The sequence below is a fragment of the Rhodobacter sp. P2_H5 genome (genome assembly GCF_056403335.1).
In genome coordinates this window covers 44,941-71,939 of the sequence record NZ_JBFUFS010000003.1, presented here as the reverse complement: position 1 = coordinate 71,939, position 26,999 = coordinate 44,941, and the positions used below count along the sequence as shown (strand labels likewise).

Genomic DNA, 26,999 nt, shown 5'->3' with positions numbered 1-26,999 from the left:
GTGAGTGCTGAGACCCCGCGCCTGATCGTCGGCCCCTTCAACCGGGTCGAGGGCGACCTTGAAGTCTCGCTCGACCTCGCCGAGGGGCAGGTGGCGGCGGCCTATGTGAACTCCCCCCTCTACCGGGGGTTCGAGCGGATGCTGGAGGGCAAGGCGCCCTCCGATGCCCTGACCCTGACGCCGCGGATCTGCGGCATCTGCTCGATCAGCCAATCCGCCGCCGCCGCGCGGGCGCTGGCCGCAGCGCAGGGCGTGGTGCCAGCGCCGCAGGGCGAAAGGATGGCCGCGCTGATCCACGCGGTGGAGAATGTCGCCGATCACCTGACGCATTTTCATCTGTTCTTCATGCCTGATTTCACAAGGCAACCCTACGCCAGCCGCCCTTGGCACCCCCGCGTAGTCGAGCGCTTCACCGCCATGGCAGGTTCCGCACAGCGCACGGCGGTCGAGGCGCGGGCGGCCCTGATGCATATCCTTGGCCTCACAGCCGGCAAATGGCCCCATACGCTGGCCATCCAGCCCGGCGGCGTCACGCGCAGCCCCTCGGCCCGCGACAAGGCCCGCATCCAGACCAGCCTGCGCGCCTTTCGCCGCTATCTGGAAACCACGCTCTTCGGCGGCAGGCTCGAAGATTTCGATGCCCTGACCGCGACCTCCGCCCTGATGCACTGGACCACCGGCGATGTCGGCCTTTTCCTTGAGATCGCCGCCGATCTTGACCTTGCCAGCCTTGGGCGCGGGCAGGGCCGCTACCTCTCCTTCGGCGCCTATCCCCTGGAGGCGGGCTTCGGCTTCGCCCGTGGCATCTGGCAGGACGGCGCGCTTCAGCCCCTGGATACCGCCCTGATCCGCGAGGACCTCTCCCATGCCTGGATGCTGGGCGAGGCCGCGCACCCAAGCGCCGGCAGCACCTTCCCCGACCAGACCATGCGCGACAGCGCCTATACCTGGTGCAAGGCGCCGCGTCTGTCCGGCGCGCCGATGGAGACCGGGGCGCTGGCGCGGCAGGTCATCGACGGCCACCCCCTGGCCCGTGACCTTGCCCGGCAAGGTGGCGTCCTGGCCCGGGTCGCGGCGCGCCTTCTGGAACTGGCCCGCAGCCAGATCCTGATGGAGGCCCTCGCCCAAGGCATCCACCCCGAGGCGCGCTTCATGTCCGAAACCGGAACCCTTGCCGCCGATGGCGAAGGCGAAGGCCTGGTCGAGGCCGCCCGCGGCGCGCTTGGCCATTGGCTGCGCATCGAGAACGGCCGCATCGCCAGCTACCAGATCATCGCGCCCACCACCTGGAACTTCTCCCCGCGCGACGCCATGGGCACCCCCGGCCCGCTGGAGGCTGCGCTCGCCGGCGCGCCGGTCCGCCCCGGTGAGACAACGCCGCTTTCGGTCCAGCATATCGTGCGCAGCTTTGACCCCTGCATGGTCTGCACGGTGCATTAGGGGGCGGGAATGACGCAGGAAGGCGTGCGGATCCGGGTGCGTGGCCAGGTGCAAGGCGTGGGCTTTCGCCCCTTCGTCTGGCAACTCGCCGATGACATGGACCTGCGGGGCGAGGTGCTGAACGACCCCGAGGGCGTCCTGATCCATGCCTGCGGGGCCGATCTGACCCGCTTCGCCGCCCGCCTGCGCAGCGAAGCGCCGCCCCTGGCCCGCGTCGATGCGGTCGAGGTCTCCCCCCATGTCTTCGCCACCCCACCCACCGATTTCCACATCAGCGCCAGCCAGGGCCAGGGCGCGCAAACTCGCGTGACGCCCGATGCCGCGACCTGCCCGGACTGCCTGGCCGAGATCCGGGGGACGGGCCGCCGCCGCGGCTATGCCTTCACCAACTGCACCCATTGCGGCCCGCGCTTTTCCATCCTGCAGGGCCTGCCCTACGACCGCAGCCAGACCTCGATGGCGGGCTTCACCCTTTGCCCGGCCTGCCGCGCCGAATACGAAGACCCCGCCGACCGCCGCTTTCACGCCCAGCCGATCGCCTGCCCCGATTGCGGCCCAAGGCTCTGGTTCGAGACCGCCGGACCCGCCGGTCCTACTACCGAGGTCCCCGGCGAGGCGATCCTTCTGGCCGCCGCGGCGCTGAAGGCCGGAAAGATCCTCGCGATCAAGGGGATCGGCGGCTTTCACCTCGCCTGCGATGCCGCCAACCCCGAGGCCCTGGCCACCCTGCGCACCCGCAAACGCCGCCCCGCCAAGCCCTTCGCCCTGATGGGGACCGAGGCGATGGTGGCCCGCCATTCGCCCATGTCCCCCACAGCCCGCGACCAATTGCGCAGCGCCGCAGCCCCGATCGTCCTGCTGCCCTGGATGACTAGGGGATTGCCCGAAGCGATCGCCCCCGGAATGCAGACCCTCGGCTGGATGCTGCCCTACACGCCGCTGCACCACCTGCTGATGGACGCCTTCGACGGCCCCTTGGTGATGACCTCGGGCAATCTCTCCGGCGAGCCGCAGGTGATCGGCAATGACGGGGCGCGGGAAAAGTTGGCCGCCTTTGCCGATGGCTTCCTGCTGCACGACCGCGCCATCGTGCGGCGGCTGGATGACAGCGTGATCCGCGCCGACCCGCCCATGGTGCTGCGCCGCGGGCGCGGGCTGGTGCCGGGCACCTTGCCGCTGCCGAAGGGCTTCGAGGATGCGCCCCCGATCACCGCCTATGGCGGCCAGATGAAGGCGGCGCTTTGCCTTTTGGGGCGCGGTCAGGCGCTCTTGTCGCACCATCTCGGCGATCTGGACGATGCGCTGACCTGGGACGAATACCTGCGCGCCGAGGCCGATTACACCGCCCTGTTCCAGCATCACCCCGAACGGGTCGCCTGCGACCTCCACCCCGGCTTCCGCGCCACCCGCCATGCCGAGGCGCAGGGCCTGCCGGTGATCCCGGTCCAGCACCACCACGCCCATCTGGCGGCCTGTCTGGGCGACAACCTCTGGCCGCGCGAGGGTGGTAAGGTGGCGGGGATCATCCTCGACGGGCTTGGCCTCGGCGAAGATGGCACGATCTCGGGCGGTGAGGTTTTACTGGGCGATTACAACGGCTTTACCCGCGAAGCTCATCTGAAGCCTGCAGCCCTTGCGGGTGGCGACCGCGCCAATGCCGAACCCTGGCGCAACGCCTTGGCCCGACTGGATCAGGCCGGGCTAGCGGAGGCGGCGACACGGCTTTTCCCCGACCGTCCGCTGGCGATGCTGCGTCAGGTCATCGCGGCCGGGGTCAATGCGCCGCTGTCCTCCTCGGCCGGGCGGCTGTTTGATGCGGTGGCGGCGGTGCTGGGCCTTTGCGCCGTGCAAAGCTACGAGGGCGAGGCCGGCGCGCTTCTGGAGGCGCAGGCCGCCCAAGCCCCGGCAGAGCCCGACTTCTACGCCTTTGACGGGCTGGACCCCGCGCCGATCTGGCCTGCGATCCTCGCCGATCTGGCGGCGGGCACCGACATTCCCCGCATCGCGCGGCGCTTCCACCTTGGCCTCGCCCAGGCCTTCGCGACTGAGGCGCGCAAATTGGTCGTGGCGGGCCGTGCCCGGGCCGTGGCCCTGTCCGGCGGCTGTTTCCAGAACGCCCTCCTGACCGAGATGGTCTGCGCCTGCCTGGCCGACCTTCCGGTCCTGACCCACAGGGTCCTGCCCGCCAATGACGGCGGTCTGGCCTTCGGGCAGGCGCTGATCGCGGCGGCGCGCAGCTTGCAGGAAAGTTCGCTGCCAGCAAAGACCTGAGACTGGCAGAAAACTTTGCAAGCACCCCGATCTGATATCTGAAGAACGCCACGCAAGCATCTGTAAAACATACATAATCCTGAAAGACATATCCGTCGCGCTTTTCCGCCTCCTCGGCCAGCCGCTTTGGCATACCCCTGTATGCAGGGAAGCCTTGCCCCAAGGGCAGCGCCAGAGGGAGGACAGCTTGTCACAGATCGAAACCTTTTATGAGGTCATGCGGCGTCAGGGGATCACCCGGCGCAGCTTCATGAAATACTGCAGCCTGACGGCGGCGGCTTTGGGCCTTGGCCCGGCCTTCGTGCCGAAGATCGCCCATGCGATGGAAACCAAACCGCGCACGCCGGTGATCTGGGTGCATGGGCTGGAATGCACCTGCTGTTCGGAAAGCTTCATCCGCTCGGCCCATCCGCTCGCCAAGGATGTGGTGCTGTCGATGATCAGCCTCGATTATGACGACACGCTGATGGCCGCCGCAGGCCACCAGGCCGAAGCCGCGCTGATGGACACGATCGAGAAATACAAGGGCAACTATATCCTCGCCGTCGAAGGCAACCCGCCGCTGAACGAGGATGGCATGTATTGCATCATCGGCGGCAAACCCTTTGTGGAACAGCTGAAAATGGCGGCCGAGCACGCCAAGGCGATCATCTCCTGGGGTGCTTGCGCCAGCTACGGCTGCGTCCAGGCCGCCTCGCCCAACCCGACACGGGCGACGCCGGTGCACAAGGTCATCCTCGACAAGCCGATCATCAAGGTCCCCGGCTGCCCGCCGATCGCCGAGGTGATGACCGGGGTCATCACCTATATGCTGACCTTCGACCGCCTGCCGGAAATGGACCGTCAGGGCCGCCCGGCGATGTTCTACAGCCAGCGCATCCACGACAAATGCTACCGCCGCCCGCATTTCGACGCGGGGCAATTCGTCGAACACTGGGACGACGAGAACGCCCGCAAAGGCTATTGCCTTTACAAGATGGGGTGCAAGGGGCCGACGACCTACAACGCCTGTTCCACCGTGCGCTGGAACGAGGGGACCTCTTTCCCAATCCAGTCCGGCCATGGCTGCATCGGCTGTTCCGAGGATGGCTTCTGGGATCAGGGCGGCTTCTACAACCGCCTGACCAACATCAAGCAGTTCGGCGTCGAGGCCAATGCCGATCAGGTCGGTCTTGGCGCGGCGGCTGTCGTGGGAAGCGCCGTGGCGGTCCATGCCGCGGTCTCGGCGCTGAAGCGCGCGCAGAAGAAAAATCAAGAGAAAGTGGAGGGTTAAGCCATGGGGGCCACACCGAACGGGTTCAACCTTGACACCACCGGCCGCAGGATCGTCGTCGATCCGGTGACGCGGATCGAAGGCCACATGCGCTGCGAAGTCAACGTGGACGACCAGGGCATCATCCGCAACGCGGTCTCCACCGGCACCATGTGGCGCGGGCTGGAGGTCATCCTGAAGGGCCGCGATCCGCGCGACGCCTGGGCCTTCACCGAGCGGATCTGCGGCGTCTGCACCGGCACCCATGCGCTGACAAGCGTTCGCGCGGTGGAGGATGCGCTTGGGATCAAGATCCCCGAAAACGCCAATTCGATCCGCAACATGATGCAGCTGGCGCTGGAGATCCACGATCACATCGTGCATTTCTACCACCTGCACGCCTTGGATTGGGTCAATCCTGTCAATGCCTTGCGCGCCGATCCTAAAGCGACGTCGGAACTTCAGCAGATGGTCTCGCCGAGCCACCCGCTCAGCAGCCCGGGCTATTTCCGCGACGTGCAGAACCGGCTGAAGAAATTCGTCGAAAGCGGGCAGCTTGGCCTCTTCAAGAACGGCTATTGGGACAACCCGGCCTATCTTCTGCCGCCCGAAGCCGACCTGATGGCCACCACCCATTACCTTGAGGCGCTGGATCTGCAGAAGGAGATCGTCAAGATCCACACGATCTTTGGCGGCAAGAACCCGCATCCGAACTGGCTGGTCGGCGGCGTGCCGTGCCCGATCAACGTGGATGGCGTGGGTTCGGTCGGTGCCATCAACATGGAGCGGTTGAACCTCGTATCCTCGATCATCGACCGCTGCGCCGAGTTCAACACCAATGTCTATATCCCCGATGTCGTGGCGATCGGCGGCTTCTACAAGAACTGGCTCTATGGCGGCGGGCTGTCGGGCAAGTCGGTGCTGGCTTACGGCGACATCCCGGAAAACGCCAATGACTATACCGCCGCCAACATGCACCTGCCGCGCGGGGCGATCATCAATGGCGACATGTCCAAGGTCGAGGAGGTCGATGTCCGCGACCCCGAGCAGGTGCAGGAATTCGTCGACCACTCCTGGTACACCTACGGCGAGCCGGGCAAGGGCTTGCACCCCTGGGATGGCGTGACCGAGCCGAAATATGAACTTGGCCCTAATGCCAAGGGCAGCCGCACCAATATCGAAAACCTCGACGAGGCGGCGAAATATTCCTGGATCAAGGCGCCGCGCTGGCGCGGTCATGCGATGGAGGTCGGGCCGCTGGCGCGTTATGTCGTGGGCTATGCCCAGGGGCATGAGGATATCAAGACCCAGGTCGACGGCCTGTTGCGCACCATGAACCTGCCGGTGCCGGCGCTGTTCTCCACCCTTGGCCGGACCGCGGCGCGGGCGCTCGAGTCGGAATATTGCGGGCGGCTGATGCGGCATTTCTTCGACAAGCTGGTCACCAATATCAAGAACGGCGACAGCAACACGGCGAATGTCGAGAAATGGGACCCGTCGACCTGGCCGAAGGAGGCAAAGGGCGTCGGCATGACCGAGGCGCCGCGTGGCGCTCTGGGCCACTGGATCCGCATCAAGGACGGGCGGATCGAGAACTACCAATGCGTGGTGCCCACCACCTGGAACGGCAGCCCGCGCGACACGGCGGGCAATATCGGCGCCTTCGAGGCCGCGCTGATGGATACCAAGATGGAACGGCCCGACGAGCCGGTGGAGATCCTGCGCACCCTGCACAGCTTTGACCCGTGCCTCGCCTGTTCCACCCATGTGATGTCACCCGACGGGCACGAACTCGCCCGCGTCAAAGTCCGCTGAGGGAGGGGATGCGATGAAAAAACTGATGCTTTCTGCAGGCTTGGCTTTGGCGGCCGGCCCGGCGCTGGCCCATCCGGGCCATGGCTTCGGCTTTGAGGCCGGGCTGTTGCACCCCTTGACCGGGGCGGACCATCTGCTGGCGATGCTGGCGGTGGGGCTTTGGTCGGGCTTTGCCCTGAAGCGCCATGTCTGGGCCGGGGCGGCGAGCTTCATGGCAGCGATGACGTTGGGCGCCGGGCTCGCCTGGGCGGGTCTGCGGCTGCCGGGGGTGGAGGGGGCGATCCTCGCCTCGCTTCTGGGCTTTGGCCTGATGGTGGCCTTGGCCCGGCGCGGGCAGGGTGCGAGGGTGACCGGCGCCTCGCTGGCGATGGTGGCGCTTTTCGCGGCGGCGCATGGTTATGCACACGGGGCGGAGGCGAAGGGGGCGGTTTCCCTCTACCTCGCGGGGTTCCTGATCGCCACCGCCGCGCTGCATCTGGTGGGCATTTACCTGGCACGGCAGGTGGCGCGGGTGCCTCTGGCGCAGGGGCTGATCGGGGCGGGTATCGCGGGGGCCGGCCTTCTGATGATGGTGGGCTAGGCCATGAGCGACCTTCCCGCCCACGATGCCCATCCGGCGGATCTGGGCAGCGCCCGCCGCCAGACCTCGGTCTATGTCTACGAAGCGCCGGTCAGGATCTGGCACTGGACCAATGCGCTGGCCATCGTCGTGCTGATGGTGTCCGGCTACCTGATCGGCTCGCCCCTGCCGACGATGGGTGCGGGCGAGGCCTATGACCAGTTCATCTTCGGCTATATCCGCTTTGCCCATTTCGCCGCCGGCATGATCCTGACCGTGGCCTTTTTCGGCCGGATCTACTGGGCACTGATCGGCAATCACCATGCCAAGCAGCTGTTCTATGTACCCATCTGGCGCGGCAGCTATTGGCGCGAGGTCTGGTTCGAGATCCGCTGGTATCTGTTCCTCGAAGCCGCACCGAAGAAATATGTGGGCCACAACCCCCTGGCCCAAATGGCGATGTTCTGTTTCATGACGCTCGGCCTCAGCTTCATGATCCTGACCGGCATGGCGCTTTATGCCGAGGGCGCGGGGCAGGGATCTTTCTTCGACCTGGCTTTCGGCTGGGTGCGCCAGCTGGTGGGGCCAAGCCAGACCCTGCACACGATCCATCACCTTGGCATGTGGTGGATCACCATCTTCATGATCATCCACATCTATGTCGCGATCCGCGAGGATATCATGAGCCGGCAGTCGATCGTCTCGACCATGATTTCCGGCCACCGGACCTTCAAGGATGACGACCCGACCTGAGGTTTGCCACGGCGAATGGCGGAGGGGCGTGCTGCGGCGCGCCCCTTTTGCGTTCTGGATGGTCTCTTTTCAGGCGTGGCGTAAAGTGGAAAGATACCTTGCATTGACGCGGGCTGCCCGAGGCGGTTTTTGCCGAAAAAAGGGAGTTTTGTCAGGGGATTGGCTAAATTCCTGCCAAAACGTGAAAAGCCTTCTGACGCTGTGGGTGAAAACTCTACTGTCAGTTCCAAGGCCAGATGCAAAGTGGCCAGCCGGACCGGGGAGGGGATGATGGCGAAAATCTTGATCTTGGGCATCGGCAATGTGCTCTGGGCCGATGAGGGCTTTGGTGTGCGCTGTGTCGAGACGCTCGCCTCCCGCCACGCCTTCGGGCCCGAGGTGCGGCTGCTGGATGGCGGGACGCAGGGGCTGTATCTGCTGCCCTTTCTGGAGGAAGCCGAGGCGCTGATCGTCTTTGACGCGGTGGATTACGGCCTGCCGCCCGGCACGCTGAAGATCGTCGAGAATGACGCTGTCCCGGCCTTCCTGGGCGCCAAGAAGATGAGCCTGCACCAGACCGGCTTTCAGGACGTGATCGCCACCGCCCAGCTGATGGGCTACTGCCCGTCCCAGATGCTGCTGATCGGCTGCCAGCCGGTCGAGCTGGAGGATTTCGGCGGCGGTCTGCGCCCCGCGGTTGCGGCCCAGATCGACCCGGCGCTTGGTGTGGCTCTGGCGCGGCTGGCCGAATGGGGCATTGCCGCTCCGCCGGGGCAGACGCCGTGTGACGGCCTCGCCGACCATTCGATCCGCCGCGACGCCTATGAGGCCGGCCGCCCTTCGGAGGCCGAGGCCTGCCGGATCGGCGACGCCCGCTTTCTGCCGGAGGGGCTCTGATGTGTGTCGGCGTGCCGATGCGGTTGATCTCGGTCGACGGGATCGCGGGGCTGGCCGAGGGGGGCGAGATCATCGACCTCAGCCTCTGTGCCGAGGCCCGGCCCGGCGACTGGGTGCTTAACTTTCTCGGCGCTGCCCGTGCCGTGATCGGCGCGGAAGAGGCGGCGCAGATCAGCGCCGCCCTCAGCGGCCTGCGCGCCCTGATGCAGGGCGGCGACCTCGGCGCTGCCTTTGCTGATCTTGAGGCGCGAAGCCCCAGCCTGCCCCCCCATCTTCAGGCCGCGTTCGACGCGGGCCTTGCGCAAGGATAGATCCGATGCACGACCATGCCCATGATCACGACCATGCCCCCGCGACGAAGGGCGCCAAACACCCGCTGCTGACGCGGCTGGAAGCCGAACTCCACTGGCCGCGCCTGCACAGCATGTCCGACGTGGCGGAATTCCTTGACCGGCCCGGGGCGCATTGCCTCTTCATCCCCGGCGATCCGGTCCGCAATCTGGAGACGGCGGATGCCGCGGTGATCCTGCCGGAACTGCGGATGGTCTTCCAGCACGCCTTCGACTGCGCCGTGGTCGATGACGCCATCGAAGCCACCCTGCGCGAGACGCACCGGGCGCTGAAGACCCCCGGCTTCCTGTTCTTCCAGCAAAATCGCTACCTGGGCGCGGTCGAAAAGATCCGCGACTGGGACGATTACATGATGCGCATCACCCATATTCTCGGCCTTGCGGCTGCCTGAGGAGGTTTTCATGGCGACGTTCCACCTGCCCCCCGTGGGCTTCGGCCCCGGTTCGCAACCCGACGAGGATGGCGAGCTGGAATATATGGCGCTGCCCTCGGGGATGCGGACCTATAGCCCGCATCTGCCGGATATCGCTGACCTGACCTCGGTCGCGCCGGCCTTGGCGACGCTGCAGGACGTGGCCGCCGCCTGCGACATCGCCTCGCGCGGCGGGCAGACGGCGGATTTCGACCTTTCCGGCCTCGGCAAGGCGGCGCGGGCGCTGATCGCAGAGACTTTGGGTCAGGGCGAGGTTTCGATGAAGCTGCGCGGCAATCCCGCCCTTCTGGTGCAGGAATCGGTTTTTGCCGGGGTCTGGCTGCTGGCCGGTTCCGGGGTGGACCGGCTGGAGGTGGCGCCGGTGCCGGGCCTGTCGATGTCCCGCGCCTTCCAGCCTGCCAAACCGGCGCGCCGCACGCTCTTGCCGCGCGGGCCGGGCGTGGTCAATGCGCCGCCGATCCTGGCCGAACTGCTGGACAAGGCGGCGAGCCACCGCCCCGGCGCTCTGCCGCATGTGGTGAACCTGACCCTTCTGCCCCATACCGAGGAGGACCTCCTCTGGCTCGCCGAGGCTTTGGGCGAGGGGGCGGTCACCATCCTGTCGCGCGGCTATGGCAATTGCCGGATCACCGCGACCGCGATAGCGCCGATCTGGCGGGTGCAGTTCTACAACTCTCAGGATAACCTGATCCTTGATACGTTCGAGGTCACCCCCATGCCCGAAGTGGCCCTTGCCGCTCGCGAGGATCTGGAAGACAGCGGCGCGCGCATCCTTGAAGTGCTGGAGGCGATCAGATGAGCGGTTTCGAAGGGTCCTACCTTGGCGCCAATGACCGCATCTCGACGGCGGCGGTGATGGAATGCAAAATCTGCTGGACGCCCTATGACCCGGCCGAGGGCGACGATTACCGCCAGGTCCTGCCCGGCACCCCCTTTGCCGACCTGCCCGAGGATTGGCATTGCCCGGGCTGCGGCGCCCCCAAGGCGCAGTTCATGGTGCTGGCCGATCCGGGCAGCGCCGATATGGCGCGCGCCGCTTTCATCGCCAGCCGCACCGCGGCACTTGAGGCCGATTTCCGCGAGATCTGGAACGCCAAGATGAAGGACGTGCCCATCGTCAACGCGGCCCTCCATGTGCAGGCCGTGGGCTTTCGCGACTGGGAAGGGCAGGTGCTTGGCGTGCTGATTTCGCCCTGGTTCCTGAACCTCGTGCTTCTGCCGGGAGAGACCTCCTGGCCGCCCTTACGGGCGGGTGAGAAGGAGGTGATCGGCTTCCCCTCGGGCGAATACGAGTTCATCCACAACACGCGGGAGATGGTGGGCGGCTACAAGGCCTGTTCGCTCTTCTCGCCGATGGGGGATTTCTCCAGCCAGTTGCAGGCCGTCGAGGTGGCCAATGCGATCATGGCCGCCCTGTTCGAGCCCGACCACCGCGAGGAGACCGACCGCGCCGCGGAAATCCGCGCCGCAGCCGAAGGGGCCGCCAAGGCCAGCGCTGAACCTGATGCGGGCGAAGCCACCGCCGCAGATGTCCCGCCGGCCGAGCCCTTTGCCCCCACACGTCGCGCCCTGATCAGCGCCGGACTGGCCGAGGGTTGACATGCAAAGCGCGCTGGTCATCAGACGGGACGGGGCAGGGTGGGCGTTCCAGCCGCCTGCCGCCTTGCCGGTGGCGGCGCTGATGCTGGGCCGCCCGGTGGCCGAGGCTGCGGCGCTGCTGCCACGCCTCTTCAACCTCTGCGCGGCGGCGCAGGCCATGGCGCTGCGGCTGGCCCTCGGCCTGCCCGCCCCGGCGCCCGAGGCCCTGCGGATCGAGACCCTGCGCGACCATTTGCTGAAGCTTTGCGTGATCTGGCCCCGGCTTCTGGGCCTGACGCCGCTGGCCCTACCAAGGGATTGGGCCGATCCCGCCCGGGTGAACCTGATGGTCTGGGGCCGGGCGGAACCACCCGGCTTTGACGACTGGCTCGCCTCGGGCGAGGGCCTGGCCCCGGTCCTGACGGCGATTGCCGCGGCCTTTGCCCCGGGTGAGGCGGTGGCAGAGCTGCCCCTGTCCCGGCCCGAAACCGCGCTGCTGCCGGTGGCGCAGGAGAATTCGGTCGCGGCGCGCCATGCTGCTGCCCCGGCGCTGCAAGGCATCGCGGCGCGCTTTGGCCGCGGGCCGTTCTGGCGGGCAGCAGGGGTGATCCACGACATCGCCGCCCTGCAGACCGGGCGGGACCCGTGCCATGCCGTCCAGATCCAAGCCGATTTGGCCATCGTGCCCGCCGCGCGCGGCGCCTATGCGGTGCAGGCCCGCGCTGCGAGTGGCCTCGTCACCGCATTTGCCCGCTGCACGCCGACCGACCACCTTTGCGCGCCGGGCGGCATCCTGACCCGGACGCTCGACAGCCTGCCGCCGCAGAAGGCCACCTTGCTGCCCCTCGTCATCGACATCCTGTCCCCCTGCGTCGAAGTCCAGCTGCCACAGCCCCCGGTGCATCATGCATGAAATGTCGCTGTGTGAGGGCATCCGTTCGATCATCGAGGCGCAGGCCCGCCAGCACGGCTTTGCTCGCGTCACCCGGTTGCGGGTCGAGATCGGCAAGTTCGCGACGGTCGAAAAGCCGGCGCTGGCCTTCGCCTTCGACGTGGTGATGCGCGGCAGCCCGGCCGAGGGCGCGGCGCTGGAGATGATCGACCTGCCCGGGCAGGCCCTGTGTTACGACTGCGCCCGCACGGTCGAGATCGAGGACCGTTTGGCGCTTTGCCCGCTCTGCGGTTCGGGTAAGCTGATGCCGCAGGGCGGGGATGAGATGCGGATCAAGGATATGGAGGTGCTCTGATGTGCACGGTATGCGGGTGTAGCGAGACTTTGGTGTTTGACGGCAAGCGGCAGGAGGAATTGCTGCCCTTCGGCCATGTCCGCGCCCGGGCGCCAGCGGTGCCGCATATGCACCCCCATCCGCATGACCATGGGCACGATCATGGTCACAACCATAACCACAACCATTCCCATGACCAGCACTATGGTCTCGGGGCCGCCGGAGTTTCGGTCCCCGGCATGTCGCAGGCACGGCTGATCGCGGTGGAGACCTCGATCCTCGCCAAGAACGACGACTTTGCCCGCGTCAACCGCGCGGCCTTGCAGGATCTGCGGGTGCTGGCGCTGAACCTCGTCTCCTCGCCCGGTTCGGGCAAGACCACGCTGCTGTGCAAGACGATCGAAATGCTGGGCGATGCCTCCCTTGCGGTGATCGAAGGCGATCAGCAGACCTCGGTCGATGCCGACCGCATCCGCGCCACCGGGGCGCAGGCTTTGCAGGTCAACACGGGCAAGGGCTGCCATCTGGATGCGCAGATGGTGGGCCATGCGATCAAGGTGCTGGCGCCGAAGTCGGGCTCCTATCTCTTCATCGAAAACGTCGGCAACCTCGTCTGCCCCGCCGCCTTTGATCTGGGCGAGGACGCCAAGGTGGCGATCCTGTCCGTGACCGAGGGCGAGGACAAGCCGCTGAAATACCCCGACATGTTCACTGCCGCCAAGCTCGCGCTTCTCAACAAGACCGACCTTGCCCCCCATTGCGACGCCGATCTGGAGGCTTACGAGGCAAATCTGCGCCGGATCAATCCGGGGATCGAGATCCTGCGCGTCTCGGCCCGGACCGGGGCGGGGATGGCCGAATGGATCGACTGGCTGACCGGCCAGCTTGCGGCCAAGGCCTGAGCCATGGCCAGCCCGATCCGCGCCTCGGTTCTTCTGGTGGATGACGAGCCCCACTCGCTGTCAGCGATGAAAATGGCGCTGGAGGATGAGTTCGACATCCATATGGCGGGCGATGCTGCAGCGGCCATGGCGGTGCTGGAACAGGAATGGATTCAGGTCATCCTCTGCGACCAGCGCATGCCGGGCCGCAGCGGGGTGGAGTTCCTGACCGAGGTCCGCGAACGCTGGCCCGATGCGGTGCGCATCATCCTGACCGGCTACACCGACGCCAATTCGATGATGGCCGCGATCAACGAGGCGGGGATCCACCAGTTCCTCACCAAGCCCTGGCATCCCGATCAGCTTCTGGTGGCCACCCGCAATGCGGCGCAGCTTTTCACCCTGGCGCGGGAAAACGAGCGCATGACGCTGGAGATGCGCTTTCTGACCGCGACTGCCGAAAGCCGGCTGGAAAAACGCCGCAAGGCCCTGCGCGAGGGCTTAGGGTTCGAGACCATCCTGCGCGGTCCGACCTCGCCGATGAACGCCGTGGTGGCGCAGGCCCGGGCCTATGCCAGCTTCGACGTGCCGATCCTGTTGACCGGCGAGCCCGGCACCGGCAAGGCGCAGCTGGCACGCGCGATGCATTATGCGTCCCTGCGGTCGGACAAGCCGTTTCACGAGGTCAACCTCGCCGGATTGCCCGACGACCTCGCAATGATCGAGTTGTTCGGGGCGAAGCGCGGGGTTCTGCCCGGCGGGTCCAACAAGATCGGCCTGATGCAGCGCGCCGACCGGGGCACGCTGTTCCTCAACGGCATCGACAGCCTGTCGCCCGCCCTGCAGATGGCCCTGCAGCGCGTGCTGACCGAGGGCGGTTTTACGCCGGTGGGCGGGAACGAGGTCCTGACCTCGAACCTGCGGCTGATCTCGGGCGCGCACCGCGACCTTGGGGCCTTGGTGGCCGAGGGGCAGTTCCGCGCCGATCTTTACTTTGCGCTTTCGACCACCGAACTGACCCTGCCGCCCCTGCGCGGGCGGCCCGGCGATGTGGCGCTTCTGGCGCAGCATCTGCTGGTGGAGGCCTCCACCACCCATGGCAAGCCGGTGCACGGCTTTGACCATGCGGCGCTGGCCTTTCTGGAAGGCTACGACTGGCCCGGCAACCTGCGCGAATTGTCCAATGAGGTCATAAGGATGCTGATCCGCGCGCAGGAGGTGGTGCTGGGCGCCGACCTGATCTCGCGCCACATCCTGCAGGCGCCACCCGGCGATGCCGGGGCCGACCGTTCGGCACAAAGTGGCCTGACCGGCGACGGCAGCCTGAAGGATCGGGTGGAGATGGTCGAGATGCGCATCCTGCGCGAGACGCTGACCCGGCACCGCTGGAACAAGAGCCGCGCCGCCGCCGAACTTGGCCTGAGCCGGGTCGGCCTGCGCGCGAAACTGGACCGCTACGGCGTGCAGCCCCCCGGGCTGGCCACGGCCGATGAAGAGGAGGACGACTGAATGTGTCTTGGGATCCCCGGCCAGATCGTGGCCATCACGGATGAAGCCCGCCTCATGGCCATGGCCGAGGTTTCCGGTGTGCGGCGCGAGGTCAATGTCGCCTGCGTCGCCCTCGGCCCCTTGCAGGACCTGGTGGGCCAATGGGCGCTGATCCATGTCGGTTTTGCCATGAGCCTGATCGACGCCGAAGAGGCCGCACGCACCTTGGAGGCTTTGCGCGATCTGGGTGAGGCGCAGGAGGCCCTGGCGGCCATGGCCGAAGGCCAGCGCGCGCTGGCGGGGGGTGTGGCATGAAATACGCCTCCGAATTCCGCGATCCTGCGTTAGCGCGCGGGCTGCTGTCGGCGATTGCAGCAGAGGCCGACAAGATCGGCGCCAGCCGCGAAAAGCCGGTCCATATCATGGAGATCTGCGGCGGCCATACCCATTCGATCTTCCGCTACGGCCTCGACAAGCTGATCCATCCTGGGGTGGAGTTCATCCACGGCCCGGGCTGCCCGGTTTGCGTCCTGCCGATGGCGCGGGTCGATGAATGCGTGCAGCTGGCCGAACAGCCCGGCGTGATCTTCTGCACCTTTGGCGATGCGATGCGGGTGCCGGGGCACAAGAAGTCGCTCATGCAGGCCAAGGCGGGCGGCGCCGATGTGCGGATGGTTTACTCGCCCCTGGACGCACTGGAACTGGCGCGGCGCAATCCGGGGCGCGAGGTGATCTTCTTCGGCCTCGGGTTCGAAACGACGACCCCCTCCACTGCCCTGTCGATCCAGCAGGCCGCGCGCGAGGGTCTGGGCAATTTCTCGGTTTTCTGCAACCACATCACCGTGCCAGAGCCGATCAAGGCCCTGCTCGACGACCCCGACATGCTGCTCGACGGGTTCATCGGGCCGGGTCATGTGTCGATGGTGATTGGGATCCATCCCTATGATTTCATTGCAAGGGATTACAAGAAGCCGATCGCCGTGGCCGGGTTCGAGCCGACCGATCTGCTACAATCGGTGCTGATGGTCCTGACCCAGATCGCCGAAGGCCGGGCCGAGGTGGAAAACCAATATGCCCGCGTCGTGCCCGAACATGGCAACCCGGTCAGCCTCGCCGCCATCGCCGATGTCTACGAACGCCGGCCGAGTTTCGAATGGCGGGGCTTGGGCGAGATCGACGCCAGCGGGTTGCGCATCCGTGCGAAATACCGCGCCTTTGACGCCGAGGAGAAGTTCGGCATTGGCTATGCCGCAGGGCCACGTCATGTGCCCGAGATCCCGGGTTGCGCCTGTGGTGCGGTTATGACCGGCAAGATCAAGCCCACAGCCTGCCCGCAGTTCGGGCGCGGATGCACACCGGAGATGCCGCTCGGGGCGCTGATGGTGTCGTCGGAGGGGGCCTGTGCGGCCTATTGGCAATATGCCGGGGCGCGTGCCGCGGCGGAGTGACGAAGTTTCTGCGAAACTTCCGAGAACCGAATTTTCTGCGAAAATTCGCAAGCAAAATCTTCGCAGAAGATTTGTGGGGGCAAGAAATGGCACTGCGCGATACCCATGTAACCCTGGCCCATGGCGGCGGCGGCAAGGCCATGCGCGATCTGATCGACGAGGTCTTCACCGCCGTCTTCCAGCCCCCGGGCTCCGAGGATCAGGCCCGCCTGATTTCCGATGCCTTGCGGGAACCCGGGGCGCAACTGGCCTTCACCACCGACAGTTTCGTGGTCACGCCGGTCGAGTTTCCCGGTGGCGATATCGGCAAAATCGCGGTCTGCGGCACGGTCAACGACCTCGTGGTCGGCGGGGCGCGGCCCCTGTGGCTGTCGGCGGCCTTCATCATCGAGGAGGGCTGCGAGGTGGCCCTGTTGCGCCGGATCGTGGCCTCGATGCAGGCGGAGGCATTGCGCGCCGGGGTGCGGATTGTGACCGGGGATACCAAGGTCGTCGGGCGCGGCTCGGCGGACAAGGTCTTTGTGACCACGGCGGGCGTGGGGGTGATCCCGCCCGGGCGGCATCTGGCGGCGGACCGGATCCGGCCGGGAGATGTGGCGCTGGTCAACGGGATGCTCGGCGACCACGGTGCTGCCATTCTGGCGGCACGGGGCGATATGGCTTTGTCCACCGACCTCACATCCGATTGCGCCGGTTTGGGCCACCTGATGGAGGCGGTTCTGGCCGCCGCCCCCGGCGCCCGCGCCGCCCGGGACGCGACACGGGGCGGCATCGCCTCGGCGCTGAACGAGATGGCAGAGGCATCGGGTGTCGGCATCCTGCTGTCGGAAACGGACTTGCCCTTGCGGACCGAGGTCAAGGGCATGTGCGAGATTCTGGGGCTCGATCCGCTCTACCTCGCCAATGAGGGCACTTTGGTGCTGTTCGTTCCCGAGGATGAGGCCGAGGCTGCGCTGGAGGCGATGCAAAGCCTGCCCGAGGGGCGGGCGGCCTGCCGGATCGGGCGGGCTGTGGCCGATCACAGGGGTCAGGTTCGGATGACCACGCTTTTCGGCGGCAGCCGGATCGTCGACATGCTGATCGGGGAACAGCTGCCGCGGATCTGCTAGGTCGTGAAAAAGGCCCCCGGGGTGCGGGGGCCTTCTTGCGGTCCGGTGCGGCGCGTCAGCCGATTTCGGCCAGACGGGCCAGCGCGGCCTTCAGCTTGGCGGCCTCGTCCTCGCGGGCCTCAAGGTTGGCTTTCGCCTCGTCCACCACCTCTTCCGGGGCAGAGGCCGCGAAGGCCGGGTTGTTCAGCCGCCCTTTCAACCCGCCGATTTCCTTGGCGAGCTTGTCCATCGTCTTTTGCAGACGGGCCTTTTCCTCGGCAATGTCGATCAGCCCGGCGAGCGGGATGGCGAAGGCCGCGCCTTCCAGCGCCAGGGTGATGGACCCCTTGGGCGCGGGGCCTTCAGAGAAGCCTTCGATCCGCGCCAGACGGCGGATCAGGCTTTCGTTGCGCTCCCACGCAGCGCGGGCCTCGCCCGACAGGGTGATGGCCACCAGGTCGATCTTGAGGCCGACCGGGACATGGACCTGTGCGCGGGCCGATCGGACCTCGTCGATCAGGGCGGTGACGAAGGCCATCTCGCGGGCGGCCTCGGGGTTCACAAGATCCAGGCCATAGGTCGGCCAGTCGGTGTGGACCAGCAGTTTGGCGCGGGTGCCGGTGGTGGACCAGAGTTCCTCGGTGATGAAGGGCATGATCGGGTGCAAGAGGATCATCGACTGATCCAGCACCCAGGCCATCACGGCGCGAGTCTCGGCCGCCTGTTCGCCATCGAACAGCGGCTTGGCGAATTCGACATACCAGTCGCAGACCTTGCCCCAGACGAACTTGTACAGCGCGTCGGCGGCGGTGTCGAAACGGTAGGTGGCGAGCGCCTCATTCACCTCGGCGAGGGTCTTGGCGGTCTCGCCGATGATCCAGAGGTTGGCGGTCGCGGTGGCCTTGGGCGGCGTCGGGTTGGTCGCATAGCCCTCCCAGACCCCGTTCATCTCGGCAAAGCGGCAGGCATTCCACAGCTTGGTGCCGAAGTTGCGGTAGCCGGCGATACGTTGGGTGTCCATCTTCAGCGTGCCGCCGAGCGAGGCCATCGCCGCATTGGCAAAGCGCAGGGCATCGGCGCCGAATTCGTCGATGATCTCCAGGGGGTCGATGACATTGCCCAGCGACTTGGACATCTTCTTGCCCTTGGCGTCGCGGACGAGGCCGTGCAGGTAGACCGTGTGGAACGGCACCTGATCGACCACGGCCAGCTGCATCATCATCATCCGGGCGACCCAGAAGAAGATGATGTCGGCCCCGGTGATCAGGGTGGAGGTCGGGAAGTACTTCTGCAGTTCCGGCGTCTGGTCGGGCCAGCCGAGGGTGCCGATCGGCCAAAGGCCCGAGGAGAACCAGGTGTCGAGCACGTCAGGGTCACGCCAGACCGGGTAGGTCAGGTGGGTCGGATCCTGGCTGAGGTTGTAGTCGGCCAGCGATTGCGCCAGCAGGGCCACAGCCTCGGCCCGGTCGGCCACTTCGACCACGCGGGCGGCGTTCAGCGGGTGCGGCAGGGGGGCGAGATCGTCGCGGAAATGCTCGGTCACGGTGGCAAGGTCGGCGGCGCAGTGGTGGCGCGCATCCCTTTCGGCATAGCCGCCGTTGCCGAGGAAGGTCAGGATCTCCACCTCGTCGAGCGCGTCGTCGCCTTCGTCATCCTTGAAATCGGGCGCATCGAGGTTCAGGCCGTACCAGACCGGAATCTGGTGGCCCCACCACAGCTGGCGACTGATGCACCAAGGCTCGATATTCTCCAGCCAGTGGAAATAGGTCCGCTCGCCCGACTGCGGCATGATCACGGTGTCGCCGTTGCGCACGGCGTCAAGCGCGGGGCCGACGATCTTGGCGGTATCGACGAACCACTGGTCGGTCAGCATCGGCTCGATCACCACTTTGGAGCGGTCGCCGAAGGGCTGCATGATCGGCTTGTTGTCGACCACGGGTTCCAGCGTCAGGTGTTCCGAGCCGGTTTCCTCGTCATAGGATTTCACCAGCACGGTCACGGCAAGGCCCGCCGCGTTGATATCGGCCACCACAAGCTTGCGGGCTTCGAAGCGGTCGAGGCCACGGTATTTCTCGGGCACGAGGTTCAGACTGTCGACTTCAATCTCGTTGGTGGGCGAACCGGCAGCAATCTCGCGGGCGCGGGCGACGGCCACATCATAGGGCGCACCGTCGGCGCGCATGGCGCCACGGGTGTCCATCAGGCGGTACATCGGCAGGTTGGCGCGCTTGGCCACCTGATAGTCGTTGAAATCATGCGCGCCGGTGATTTTCACGGCACCCGAGCCGAAGGTGGGATCGGGGTATTCGTCGGTGATGATCGGGATCAGGCGGTCGCAAAGTGGCAGCTGGACCATCTTGCCGACGATGGGCGCATAGCGTGCGTCGGAAGGATGCACCGCCACGGCGCCATCGCCCAGCATGGTTTCGGGCCGCGTGGTGGCGATCGAGATATAGTTGCGCTTCTCGCGCAGGGTCACGTTGCCCTCGGCGTCTTTTTCAACGTATTCATAGGTCTCGCCGCCGGCGAGGATGTATTTGAAGTGCCACATATGGCCCTTCACCTCGATATTCTCGACCTCAAGGTCCGAGATGGCGGTCTCGAAATGCGGGTCCCAGTTGACCAGGCGCTTGCCGCGGTAGATCAGGCCCTTGTTGTACATGTCCACGAAGACCTTGATCACGGCATCGTGGAAATTGCCCTCGGCATCCTTGCCCGGCGCACCGGGCGCCCCTGACATGGTGAAAGCCTCACGGTCCCAGTCGCAGGAGGCGCCGAGGCGCTTGAGCTGGTTGATGATCGTGCCGCCGGATTTTTCCTTCCATTCCCAGACCTTGGCGAGGAAAGCCTCGCGCCCCATCTCGCGCCGCGTGGCGTTGGTCTTGTCCTTGGCCAGTTCGCGTTCGACCACCATCTGGGTCGCAATCCCGGCATGGTCGGTGCCGACCTGCCAGAGCGTGTCATCCCCCTGCATCCGGTGCCAGCGGATCAGGATGTCCTGCAGCGTGTTGTTGAAGGCATGGCCCATATGGAGCGAGCCCGTCACATTGGGCGGCGGGATCATGATCGAGAAGGCCTCGGCCCCCGGCTTGGCATTGGCCCCGGCACGACCGACCTTCTGGTCGATCCACAGCTTCGAAATCCGGGCCTCGGCCTCTGCGGCGTTGAAGGTCTTTTCCATCGGCATGCTCTAGCCCTCGTATTGTTCCGCGGCGTGTGTATCCTGTGGGGCGGGCGAGGAAAAGCGGTTTGCGGTCGGGAAAATGGATCGAGCAGTGCGCAAATCGGTTTGGCAGTTGTTCGCAGGGCAAGGCGGGGATGTCGCCGGTTTCCTGTGCGCATGCGCCGTCATCGCCTGTCTCGGGGCGGGCGGTTGGGCATGGCAAGCGCATCGGATTGACACGCGCTGGATCCCCACGACCGGCGTACTTTTGCGCAAGGATGCGGTCTCTGGCACGGGTCGGGGTGGGGAGGTCTATCGGCTGACCTATCGGCTGACCGCGCCCGAGGACGAGGGCTTCGTCTCGACATTGGAGGTGTACCGCGGCGTCTATGACGCGGCCCATGTTGGGGACCTGATCCCCTTGCGGGTCGCCCCGGGCGCGCGCTGGAAGGTGGTGCAGGACAGCCGCGCAACCTGGGAGTTGGTCCCGGTCTTCCTGTTCGACGGTGGCATTCTTGCCCTGTTCGGCACCGCGCTCGGCATCCGGGCGCTGTGCACCGCGCGCCGGATGGCCTGGCTGCGCGACTCGGGCCAAAGGCGCAGCGCCAGAGTCATCGCTGTGGAACGTGTCCGTTGGCTCCGCCGCTACGCCAATTGGCGCGCCACCTGGCAGGATGAGGCTGGTCAGCCTGGCCGGACAAAGCTTCACGGGCAGGACCGGCGGGGAGGTCCGGGCCCGGCTCTTCCGCCGGTTGGTGTCACGATCACCATCTATGCCGACCCTGATGGCAAGCTGCCCTCGGTCTGGGAGGGGGATTGCGGGGCGCGGTGAGGGGAATTTGACGAACGGGGCCGCAATCCTCTACCAGTCTGAGGCAACATGTTGGGAAGGGGCGCCCAATTGGCATGGGGTGGCGGCAGTTACGTCCGGTGGAGCGACCCATTTCGGGCGCTGGGGAATGGCGGATGGGCCGCCGTGCTGGTTTTCTTCGTGGCTTTGACTGTGCTGACGCAGAATCTGCCCCAACTTGCCGCCAGTTGGGAGACGTTCCGCGACGAAGTTTCTGTGCAAGCAAAGGTCGAACGGGTCTGGCAAAGGCCGGCGCACCAGCCTTGCGTTGATGCCTGTACGGTCTATGGGGTCGATTACAGTTTTAGCGCGGGTCAGACCCTCCGGAACTCGGCGACGGTCGAGCCAAACCTTTGGGCGACGCTGAAGCCGGGAAGTGCCTTGGACATCTGGTACAGGCGAGGCAACCCGGAACAGCAGAGACTGCAGCACAGCCCGCAATTCTGGGGTGACCTTGCGGCGGTCGCTTTAGGCCTTGTCTGTTGTATCTTCGGGGCCTTGGGACTGGTGCTGGGAATGATCGGGTTCGGCCGAGCCATCGTCCTGCGCGAAACCGGGACGCGCCGGACGGCGCAGATCACCCGGCTCAGGAGCATGGGCAGGACAGGCTGGTTCGCCTACTGGACGGATGGAACGGGCGAGAAGGGGTACCTTTTCCGGGGTTGGCGCCGGAACCTTCCGCCCCTCGGGGCCACGATCACGATCTACGCCGACCCCGCGAGCAAGTGGCGCTCGGTCTGGGAGGGCGATTGCGGGGCGCGGGAGGGGGGTTTTCCTTGGGCAAGCGCCGCAGCCTCGGCTAGGTTTGCAAAGCAATTTGGGTGAGGTCAGGGGGACGGGCAGGTGAGCTATCCTCAGCGCGGGATAATGGCGTTGGTCCTTGGCAGGGCGGGCTGGCTTTTCGGCGTCTCGGCCCTGCTGGGCTTGGCGTTGGCGGCGGGGGGGCTGACCCAAGTGCGGACCGGCTGGGCGCTTGCCGTGCATGGCGTTGTGGTGACCGGTCAGGTCAGCGACAAGGAGATCACCACGCGGTCCTGCGGCAAGAACCACATGGATACCTGCACGGACTATGTGCTCGGCTTCGATTTCAAGGCGGCGGGTGTGGCGACCCATGGCACCGCCAAGGTCGGGCAAAGCACCTATCATGGGTTGACGCTCAACGGGCCGATCACGGTGCGCTATCTGCCCGAAGATACAGCCGTGACCGAGGTGGAGCAGGGCACGACCCTGATCAGCGGCGGGGCGCTGGCGCTTATTGCGCTGGCCTTTCTAAGCCTCGGAGGCTGGGGGCTGCGATCGGGCTTGCGCAACGCGCGGCGGATGCTCTGGCTGCGCGAAGAGGGGGTGGTGCAGCGGGCAAGGGTGATGTCGCGGTTCGACACCAAGACAAGGATCAACGGGGTGGCGATGTGGCGGATCACCTGGGCCGATGCGGCGGGCATCACGAGCCGGAGCCGGCTGACCAGGCTGGCCAACCTGCCGGAGGTCGGGTCCGAGATCACCATCTACGCCGATCCCGCAGGCCGCCTCCCCTCGGTCTGGGAGGGGGATTGCGGCACGCGTGCGTGGTCGGGGGGCTGAGGTCAGGCGGTGGCGGTCGTGTGTAGGCGGTCGGGCGGCAACCGTCAGGAGGGGCCGACCAGCGCGAAGGCGGCGCCCTCGGGATCGGCGACCTGCAGGGTGAAGACCCCGCCGGGCACCGGATCGGGGCCGCGCAGCACCGATCCCCCGGCGAAGGTCACGCTTTTGGCGGCGGCGGTGATCGAGGGGACGCCGAAATAGGGCCGCCAGAAGGCGCCGGGGCTGGCAGGGGCGAAGGTGCCGCCGATATCCTGCCCCTGTCGCGCGATCAGGTGATAGGTCATGCCCGGCCCCATCGCCATGCTGCGCGGCACGGTCCAGCCGAAGAGCGCCATGTAGAATTCCAGCGCCGCCTCGGGGTCCGGGGTCACCAGATCCTGCCAATGGCCGTGGCCGGGGCGGCTTTGGTCGAAGGCCGAACCTTGGGCGCCAGGCAGCGGCTGCAGGATGTTGAAAGCGGCGCCCTGCGGGTCACGCAGCGCGGCGATGGTTCCGGTGCCCGGGATCTCGGTCGGGCCGAGGCAGACTTCGGCCCCCAGATCCTCGGCCCGGTCAAGGCAGGTCGCACAATTGTCGACCGCGATATAGATCGACCACCCCTCGGGCTGACCGGGGCGCGCCTGCATCATCCCGGCCACGCCAACGCCCTGCAGGCTGGCAATCCGGTAGGGCATGCCCGGCGCGCCGGCTTCGGCCCAGGACCAGCCCAGAAGGCTGGCGTAGAAGGCTTCGACCGACGCGGGCCGCGGGCTTGCCAATTCGTACCAGCAGGGAGATCCGTGAAATTCGCTCATCTGATCCTCCGTGAAGAACATGCGCTTGCAAGGCAGGGCTGCGCCTGACCCGCAGTCTACACCGGTCCGGCCCGATTGTGAGCCATCCCCCGCGCCTGCGGCTGTTTCACGCCACCCGCCCGTGCAGCCCCCCTCACGCTGCCGCCCCTCAGGCGGCCCGGTCGATCCGGGTCGACAGATGGATCAGGCTTTCGGAGGATTTCACCCCTGTCATCGCGCCAATCTGGTCCAGAACCCCGTCCAGCACCGCCGTATTGGGGGCGGCCACCTGCAACAGAAGGTCGAAGCGCCCCGAGGTGGTGAAGACGCGCTCGACCTCGGTGATGGCCTTCAGACGCGACAGGATTGCCGCCTGGCCGCGCGGCTCGATCGACAGAAGGACCGAGGCGCGCAAGCGGCCCTGGCGGGCCTCTTCGCCCAGTTTCAGGGTGTAGCCGGCGATGATGCCGCCGGTCTCCAGCCGCTCCAGCCGGGCCTGGATGGTCGACCTTGCGACCTTCAAGCGGCGGGCCAAAGTGGCCACAGACATCCGCGCATCGGCGCTGAGCAGGGCTATGATGCTTCGATCGAGCTCATCCATACAGTGTGACTTCCTTTTTCGTCATTATGCCGGGCATTTCGTACATTTATATAGTTTTGTTCGGTGAAGTTGTCACCCATATGCAGCATCCTCAGTTGCAGGAAAAGGGCGGCTCATACGCACCTGGCCTGGTTGGAAAAACCGCGCTAGTGCCAAGGCCGTTCCGTCCATTTTTATGGCAACGGGGAGGGACTAGCATCTTGTTGGCAGAAAGGATCACGCCGATGGGACTGTCCAAAACGATCTGGACCAATCCGACCGAATTCCTCCGCAATCAACAGCCGGAGAATCCGGTGCTGTTTTTTGCGCCTCAGGTCGTGCAGGCAACTGCACGTCGTTTTATTGATGGTTTTCCGGGTCTTGTGACCTATGCCGTCAAGTCCAACCCTTCGGAAGAAGTGGTGGAAAACCTGATGGCGGCGGGGGTCAAGGGCTTTGACTGCGCCTCGCCTTTCGAGATCGACCTGATCCGCCGTCTGGATCCGGATGCTGCGATCCATTACCACAACCCGGTCCGCTCGCGTGCCGAGATCGCCCATGCCGTGGCGCGTCATGTGACGTCCTGGTCGGTGGACAGCCGCTCCGAACTCGCCAAACTGGTCGAGATGGTGCCGGCCGAGGGCTGCGAAATTTCGGTGCGCTTCAAGCTGCCGGTCTCGGGCGCTGCCTATAATTTCGGCGCGAAGTTCGGCGCGACCGCCGAACTGGCCGCGGAACTGCTGAAAGTCGTGGCCGATGCGGGCTTCATCCCCTCGATCACCTTCCACCCGGGCACGCAATGCACCGATCCGGAAGCCTGGGCGACCTATATCCGCGAAGCCGCGGTGATTGCCCGCAACGCGGGTGTCAAGATCGCCCGCCTGAACGTCGGCGGCGGTTTCCCGAACAACCGGGCCGAGGGCATGAAGGTCGATCTGGAAGCGATCTTCACCACGATCGACGCGGTTGCGACCGAGGCTTTCGGGGCGGAGCGTCCCGCGCTGGTCTGCGAGCCGGGCCGTGGCCTTTGCGGCGATGCCTATGCCGTTGCCGCCTGCGTCAAGGCCGTGCGCGATGGCACCCATGTCTTCCTGAACGACGGCATCTACGGTTCGATGTTCGAATTCAGCCAGATCGGCATCATCAACCGCATCGACGTGCTGGACCGCAATGGCCACCGCCGGATGGGCGACACCGAAGGCCGCGTGGTTTTCGGCCCGACCTGCGATTCGGTTGACCGTCTGCCGGGCGAAGTGCCGATGGCGGCGGACATCGCCGAGGGCGATTATGTCGTCATCCAGGGCATGGGCGCCTATTCGACCGTGACCAACAGCCGCTTCAACGGCTTTGGCGAGCTGGCCTGTGTGACGGTTCTGTCGCTGAAACTCTAAGCGGGCCGAAAGACTTCGCAATCTTGTGTGACCCTTAACCCCCCGGCTGGACAATCCCAGCCGGGGGGTTACTTTTTGCCCTGACGGCGACTGACCGCATCCGGCACCCAAGGTGTCTTCAACCGGCGAAGGAGTTTGGGCCTGAACCTGTTCACCCGTCTGCGCCAATGGTGGCGTGGTCGCCCGGTGGCGGCCCAGGAAGCCCAGCCCGCCCCAATGCCGGGGCGTCAGCGCGGGCAGGTCGACCATGTGATCCTGTTGGACGGCACCTTTTCCAGTCTCGATGCCGGGCACGAGACCAACATCGGCCTGATCTTCAAGCTTCTCTCCGAACAGGGCCCACGCGCGCATCTGCGGCTGTATTACGAGCCCGGCTCGCAGTGGGAGGGCTGGCGCCACGGCTGGGACATCATCCAGGGCAAGGGGCTCGACAGTCAGATCATCCGCGCCTACGGCTGGCTCGCCAGCCAGTACAGGCCCGGCGACCGGATCTTCCTGTTCGGCTATTCGCGCGGCGCCTATGCGGTGCGCTCGCTGGCCGGGATGATCGACCGGGTGGGATTGCTGCGTCAGGAGCAGGCGACCGAACGCGCCGTGGCCCTGACCTTCCGCCACTACCGCGTTAACCCCGATTCCGAGGTGGCCCATGCCTTCGCCGCCGCCTATTGCCTGCCCGAAGCCCCGATCGAGATGATCGGCGTCTTTGACACGGTCAAATCGATGGGCTTGCATTTCCCCTTCATCTGGAAGCTGTTCAACGACAAATACGCCTTCCACAACCACACGCTCGGCCGCTCGATCCGGCATGGGTTTCAGGCGCTGGCCCTGAACGAGACGCGCCACGCCTTCGCCCCAGTCCTGTGGGAAAGTCCGCCCGACTGGAAAGGCAATGTCGAACAGGTCTGGTTTCGCGGCGCGCATGGCGATGTCGGCGGCCAGATCGGCGGGCACGCGGCGGCGCGGCTTTTGTCCAACATCCCCCTGACCTGGATGCTGGAGCGGGCCGAGACGGTGGGCCTCGCCCTGCCGCTCGACTGGCGGTCGCGTTATCCGGGCGATGTGAATGCGCCGATGGTCGGCACCTGGCGGTCCTGGGGCAAGTATTTCCTGCGCCGCCGCCGCCGCAGGGTCGGGCAGGATGGCTCCGAACAGCTGCACCCCTCGCTCGCCTCGGCCACCCGGCAGGGGTTTTTCCGCTGATC

26 protein-coding genes are annotated in these 26,999 nt (G+C 66.1%); 23 read left to right on the top strand and 3 right to left on the bottom strand.

The genetic code is table 11. The annotated features are described in order from the left end of the window. From AC1DVR_RS04590 to hypE, 18 genes are all read left to right on the top strand, one after another. On the top strand, positions 1–1,440 hold the full coding sequence (locus tag AC1DVR_RS04590; protein WP_477999358.1) for a nickel-dependent hydrogenase large subunit: 1,440 nt from the start codon (positions 1–3) through the stop codon (positions 1,438–1,440). A 9-nt stretch (positions 1,441–1,449) separates the two neighbouring features. Further along, the gene (gene hypF / locus AC1DVR_RS04585; RefSeq protein ID WP_477999357.1) at positions 1,450–3,711 is read left to right on the top strand and encodes a carbamoyltransferase HypF; all 2,262 of its coding nucleotides are present in this window, start codon (positions 1,450–1,452) and stop codon (positions 3,709–3,711) included. A gap of 187 nt (positions 3,712–3,898) precedes the next feature. Next, on the top strand, positions 3,899–4,984 hold the full coding sequence (locus AC1DVR_RS04580; protein ID WP_477999356.1) for a hydrogenase small subunit: 1,086 nt from the start codon (positions 3,899–3,901) through the stop codon (positions 4,982–4,984). Between the two features lie 3 nt (positions 4,985–4,987). After that, a complete protein-coding gene (locus AC1DVR_RS04575) occupies positions 4,988–6,778 on the top strand; it encodes a nickel-dependent hydrogenase large subunit (protein ID WP_477999355.1) in 1,791 nt (596 codons plus the stop codon). Positions 6,779–6,791: 13 nt separating this feature from the next. Beyond that, positions 6,792–7,358, top strand: coding sequence for a HupE/UreJ family protein (locus AC1DVR_RS04570; protein ID WP_477999354.1), 567 nt, complete (start codon positions 6,792–6,794; stop codon positions 7,356–7,358). 3 nt (positions 7,359–7,361) lie between these two features. After that, positions 7,362–8,090, top strand: coding sequence for a Ni/Fe-hydrogenase, b-type cytochrome subunit (gene cybH / locus AC1DVR_RS04565; protein WP_477999353.1), 729 nt, complete (start codon positions 7,362–7,364; stop codon positions 8,088–8,090). A gap of 267 nt (positions 8,091–8,357) precedes the next feature. Beyond that, complete coding sequence (locus tag AC1DVR_RS04560; protein ID WP_477999352.1) at positions 8,358–8,966, top strand: HyaD/HybD family hydrogenase maturation endopeptidase; 609 nt, start codon at positions 8,358–8,360, stop codon at positions 8,964–8,966. After that, on the top strand, positions 8,966–9,277 hold the full coding sequence (locus AC1DVR_RS04555; protein ID WP_477999351.1) for a HypC/HybG/HupF family hydrogenase formation chaperone: 312 nt from the start codon (positions 8,966–8,968) through the stop codon (positions 9,275–9,277). The genes AC1DVR_RS04560 and AC1DVR_RS04555 overlap by 1 nt, the downstream gene beginning before the upstream one ends. 5 nt (positions 9,278–9,282) lie before the next feature. Next, positions 9,283–9,708, top strand: coding sequence for a thioredoxin domain-containing protein (locus tag AC1DVR_RS04550; RefSeq protein ID WP_477999350.1), 426 nt, complete (start codon positions 9,283–9,285; stop codon positions 9,706–9,708). A 10-nt stretch (positions 9,709–9,718) separates the two neighbouring features. Beyond that, positions 9,719–10,549, top strand: coding sequence for a hydrogenase expression/formation protein (locus AC1DVR_RS04545; protein WP_477999349.1), 831 nt, complete (start codon positions 9,719–9,721; stop codon positions 10,547–10,549). Then, complete coding sequence (gene hybE / locus AC1DVR_RS04540) at positions 10,546–11,349, top strand: [NiFe]-hydrogenase assembly chaperone HybE (protein ID WP_477999348.1); 804 nt, start codon at positions 10,546–10,548, stop codon at positions 11,347–11,349. Before AC1DVR_RS04545 ends, hybE begins: the two co-directional genes overlap by 4 nt. Before the next feature lies 1 nt (position 11,350). Then, positions 11,351–12,241: a hypothetical protein gene (locus tag AC1DVR_RS04535; protein WP_477999347.1), complete on the top strand. Its 891-nt coding sequence runs from the start codon at positions 11,351–11,353 to the stop codon at positions 12,239–12,241. After that, on the top strand, positions 12,234–12,575 hold the full coding sequence (gene hypA / locus AC1DVR_RS04530; protein ID WP_477999346.1) for a hydrogenase maturation nickel metallochaperone HypA: 342 nt from the start codon (positions 12,234–12,236) through the stop codon (positions 12,573–12,575). The genes AC1DVR_RS04535 and hypA overlap by 8 nt, the downstream gene beginning before the upstream one ends. Continuing rightward, entirely contained in the window at positions 12,575–13,456 is an 882-nt protein-coding gene (gene hypB / locus AC1DVR_RS04525) for a hydrogenase nickel incorporation protein HypB (RefSeq protein WP_477999345.1), read from the top strand. Before hypA ends, hypB begins: the two co-directional genes overlap by 1 nt. Before the next feature lie 3 nt (positions 13,457–13,459). Next, positions 13,460–14,944: a sigma-54-dependent transcriptional regulator gene (locus tag AC1DVR_RS04520; RefSeq protein ID WP_477999344.1), complete on the top strand. Its 1,485-nt coding sequence runs from the start codon at positions 13,460–13,462 to the stop codon at positions 14,942–14,944. Beyond that, entirely contained in the window at positions 14,945–15,238 is a 294-nt protein-coding gene (hypC, locus tag AC1DVR_RS04515; RefSeq protein ID WP_477999343.1) for a HypC/HybG/HupF family hydrogenase formation chaperone, read from the top strand. After that, positions 15,235–16,371 (top strand): hydrogenase formation protein HypD, encoded by a 1,137-nt coding sequence (gene hypD / locus AC1DVR_RS04510; protein WP_477999342.1) that lies wholly within the window; start codon positions 15,235–15,237, stop codon positions 16,369–16,371. The genes hypC and hypD overlap by 4 nt, the downstream gene beginning before the upstream one ends. A gap of 86 nt (positions 16,372–16,457) precedes the next feature. Beyond that, positions 16,458–17,480: a hydrogenase expression/formation protein HypE gene (gene hypE / locus AC1DVR_RS04505; RefSeq protein ID WP_477999341.1), complete on the top strand. Its 1,023-nt coding sequence runs from the start codon at positions 16,458–16,460 to the stop codon at positions 17,478–17,480. 55 nt (positions 17,481–17,535) lie between these two features. On the opposite strand, the gene AC1DVR_RS04500 is transcribed toward hypE, so the two are convergent. Then, positions 17,536–20,646, bottom strand: coding sequence for a valine--tRNA ligase (locus tag AC1DVR_RS04500; protein WP_477999340.1), 3,111 nt, complete (start codon positions 20,644–20,646; stop codon positions 17,536–17,538). An 88-nt stretch (positions 20,647–20,734) separates the two neighbouring features. Here AC1DVR_RS04500 and AC1DVR_RS04495 point away from each other — a divergent pair, with 88 nt between their 5' ends. From AC1DVR_RS04495 to AC1DVR_RS04485, 3 genes are all read left to right on the top strand, one after another. Further along, complete coding sequence (locus tag AC1DVR_RS04495; protein ID WP_477999339.1) at positions 20,735–21,454, top strand: DUF3592 domain-containing protein; 720 nt, start codon at positions 20,735–20,737, stop codon at positions 21,452–21,454. Between the two features lie 144 nt (positions 21,455–21,598). After that, a complete protein-coding gene (locus tag AC1DVR_RS04490) occupies positions 21,599–22,297 on the top strand; it encodes a DUF3592 domain-containing protein (RefSeq protein WP_477999338.1) in 699 nt (232 codons plus the stop codon). 18 nt (positions 22,298–22,315) lie between these two features. Next, positions 22,316–23,053 carry a hypothetical protein gene (locus AC1DVR_RS04485; protein WP_477999337.1) on the top strand — a complete coding sequence of 246 codons (738 nt, stop codon included), beginning with the start codon at positions 22,316–22,318 and terminating at the stop codon, positions 23,051–23,053. 44 nt (positions 23,054–23,097) lie between these two features. Here AC1DVR_RS04485 and AC1DVR_RS04480 read toward each other — a convergent pair whose 3' ends face one another. Beyond that, on the bottom strand, positions 23,098–23,847 hold the full coding sequence (locus AC1DVR_RS04480; RefSeq protein ID WP_477999336.1) for a VOC family protein: 750 nt from the start codon (positions 23,845–23,847) through the stop codon (positions 23,098–23,100). A 148-nt stretch (positions 23,848–23,995) separates the two neighbouring features. After that, positions 23,996–24,427 (bottom strand): Lrp/AsnC family transcriptional regulator, encoded by a 432-nt coding sequence (locus AC1DVR_RS04475; protein WP_477999335.1) that lies wholly within the window; start codon positions 24,425–24,427, stop codon positions 23,996–23,998. Between the two features lie 224 nt (positions 24,428–24,651). Between AC1DVR_RS04475 and AC1DVR_RS04470 the strand changes: the two genes are divergently transcribed. After that, positions 24,652–25,797: a type III PLP-dependent enzyme gene (locus AC1DVR_RS04470; protein WP_477999334.1), complete on the top strand. Its 1,146-nt coding sequence runs from the start codon at positions 24,652–24,654 to the stop codon at positions 25,795–25,797. A gap of 135 nt (positions 25,798–25,932) precedes the next feature. After that, entirely contained in the window at positions 25,933–26,997 is a 1,065-nt protein-coding gene (locus AC1DVR_RS04465) for a DUF2235 domain-containing protein (RefSeq protein ID WP_477999333.1), read from the top strand. The last annotated feature ends 2 nt before the right edge of the window (positions 26,998–26,999 follow it).

Bases quoted from the DNA above. Each gene is read 5' to 3' on its own strand.
- AC1DVR_RS04560 (WP_477999352.1), top strand. From the start codon at position 8,358: ATGATGGCGAAAATCTTGATCTTGGGCATCGGCAATGTGCTCTGGGCC.
- AC1DVR_RS04555 (WP_477999351.1), top strand. From the start codon at position 8,966: ATGTGTGTCGGCGTGCCGATGCGGTTGATCTCGGTCGACGGGATCGCG.
- AC1DVR_RS04480 (WP_477999336.1), bottom strand. From the start codon at position 23,847: ATGAGCGAATTTCACGGATCTCCCTGCTGGTACGAATTGGCAAGCCCG.
- AC1DVR_RS04535 (WP_477999347.1), top strand. From the start codon at position 11,351: ATGCAAAGCGCGCTGGTCATCAGACGGGACGGGGCAGGGTGGGCGTTC.
- hypE (WP_477999341.1), top strand. From the start codon at position 16,458: ATGGCACTGCGCGATACCCATGTAACCCTGGCCCATGGCGGCGGCGGC.
- AC1DVR_RS04500 (WP_477999340.1), bottom strand. From the start codon at position 20,646: ATGCCGATGGAAAAGACCTTCAACGCCGCAGAGGCCGAGGCCCGGATT.
- AC1DVR_RS04545 (WP_477999349.1), top strand. From the start codon at position 9,719: ATGGCGACGTTCCACCTGCCCCCCGTGGGCTTCGGCCCCGGTTCGCAA.
- AC1DVR_RS04550 (WP_477999350.1), top strand. From the start codon at position 9,283: ATGCACGACCATGCCCATGATCACGACCATGCCCCCGCGACGAAGGGC.
- hypC (WP_477999343.1), top strand. From the start codon at position 14,945: ATGTGTCTTGGGATCCCCGGCCAGATCGTGGCCATCACGGATGAAGCC.
- AC1DVR_RS04520 (WP_477999344.1), top strand. From the start codon at position 13,460: ATGGCCAGCCCGATCCGCGCCTCGGTTCTTCTGGTGGATGACGAGCCC.
- hybE (WP_477999348.1), top strand. From the start codon at position 10,546: ATGAGCGGTTTCGAAGGGTCCTACCTTGGCGCCAATGACCGCATCTCG.
- AC1DVR_RS04575 (WP_477999355.1), top strand. From the start codon at position 4,988: ATGGGGGCCACACCGAACGGGTTCAACCTTGACACCACCGGCCGCAGG.
- hypB (WP_477999345.1), top strand. From the start codon at position 12,575: ATGTGCACGGTATGCGGGTGTAGCGAGACTTTGGTGTTTGACGGCAAG.
- AC1DVR_RS04470 (WP_477999334.1), top strand. From the start codon at position 24,652: ATGGGACTGTCCAAAACGATCTGGACCAATCCGACCGAATTCCTCCGC.
- hypF (WP_477999357.1), top strand. From the start codon at position 1,450: ATGACGCAGGAAGGCGTGCGGATCCGGGTGCGTGGCCAGGTGCAAGGC.
- hypA (WP_477999346.1), top strand. From the start codon at position 12,234: ATGCATGAAATGTCGCTGTGTGAGGGCATCCGTTCGATCATCGAGGCG.
- AC1DVR_RS04570 (WP_477999354.1), top strand. From the start codon at position 6,792: ATGAAAAAACTGATGCTTTCTGCAGGCTTGGCTTTGGCGGCCGGCCCG.
- hypD (WP_477999342.1), top strand. From the start codon at position 15,235: ATGAAATACGCCTCCGAATTCCGCGATCCTGCGTTAGCGCGCGGGCTG.
- cybH (WP_477999353.1), top strand. From the start codon at position 7,362: ATGAGCGACCTTCCCGCCCACGATGCCCATCCGGCGGATCTGGGCAGC.
- AC1DVR_RS04475 (WP_477999335.1), bottom strand. From the start codon at position 24,427: ATGGATGAGCTCGATCGAAGCATCATAGCCCTGCTCAGCGCCGATGCG.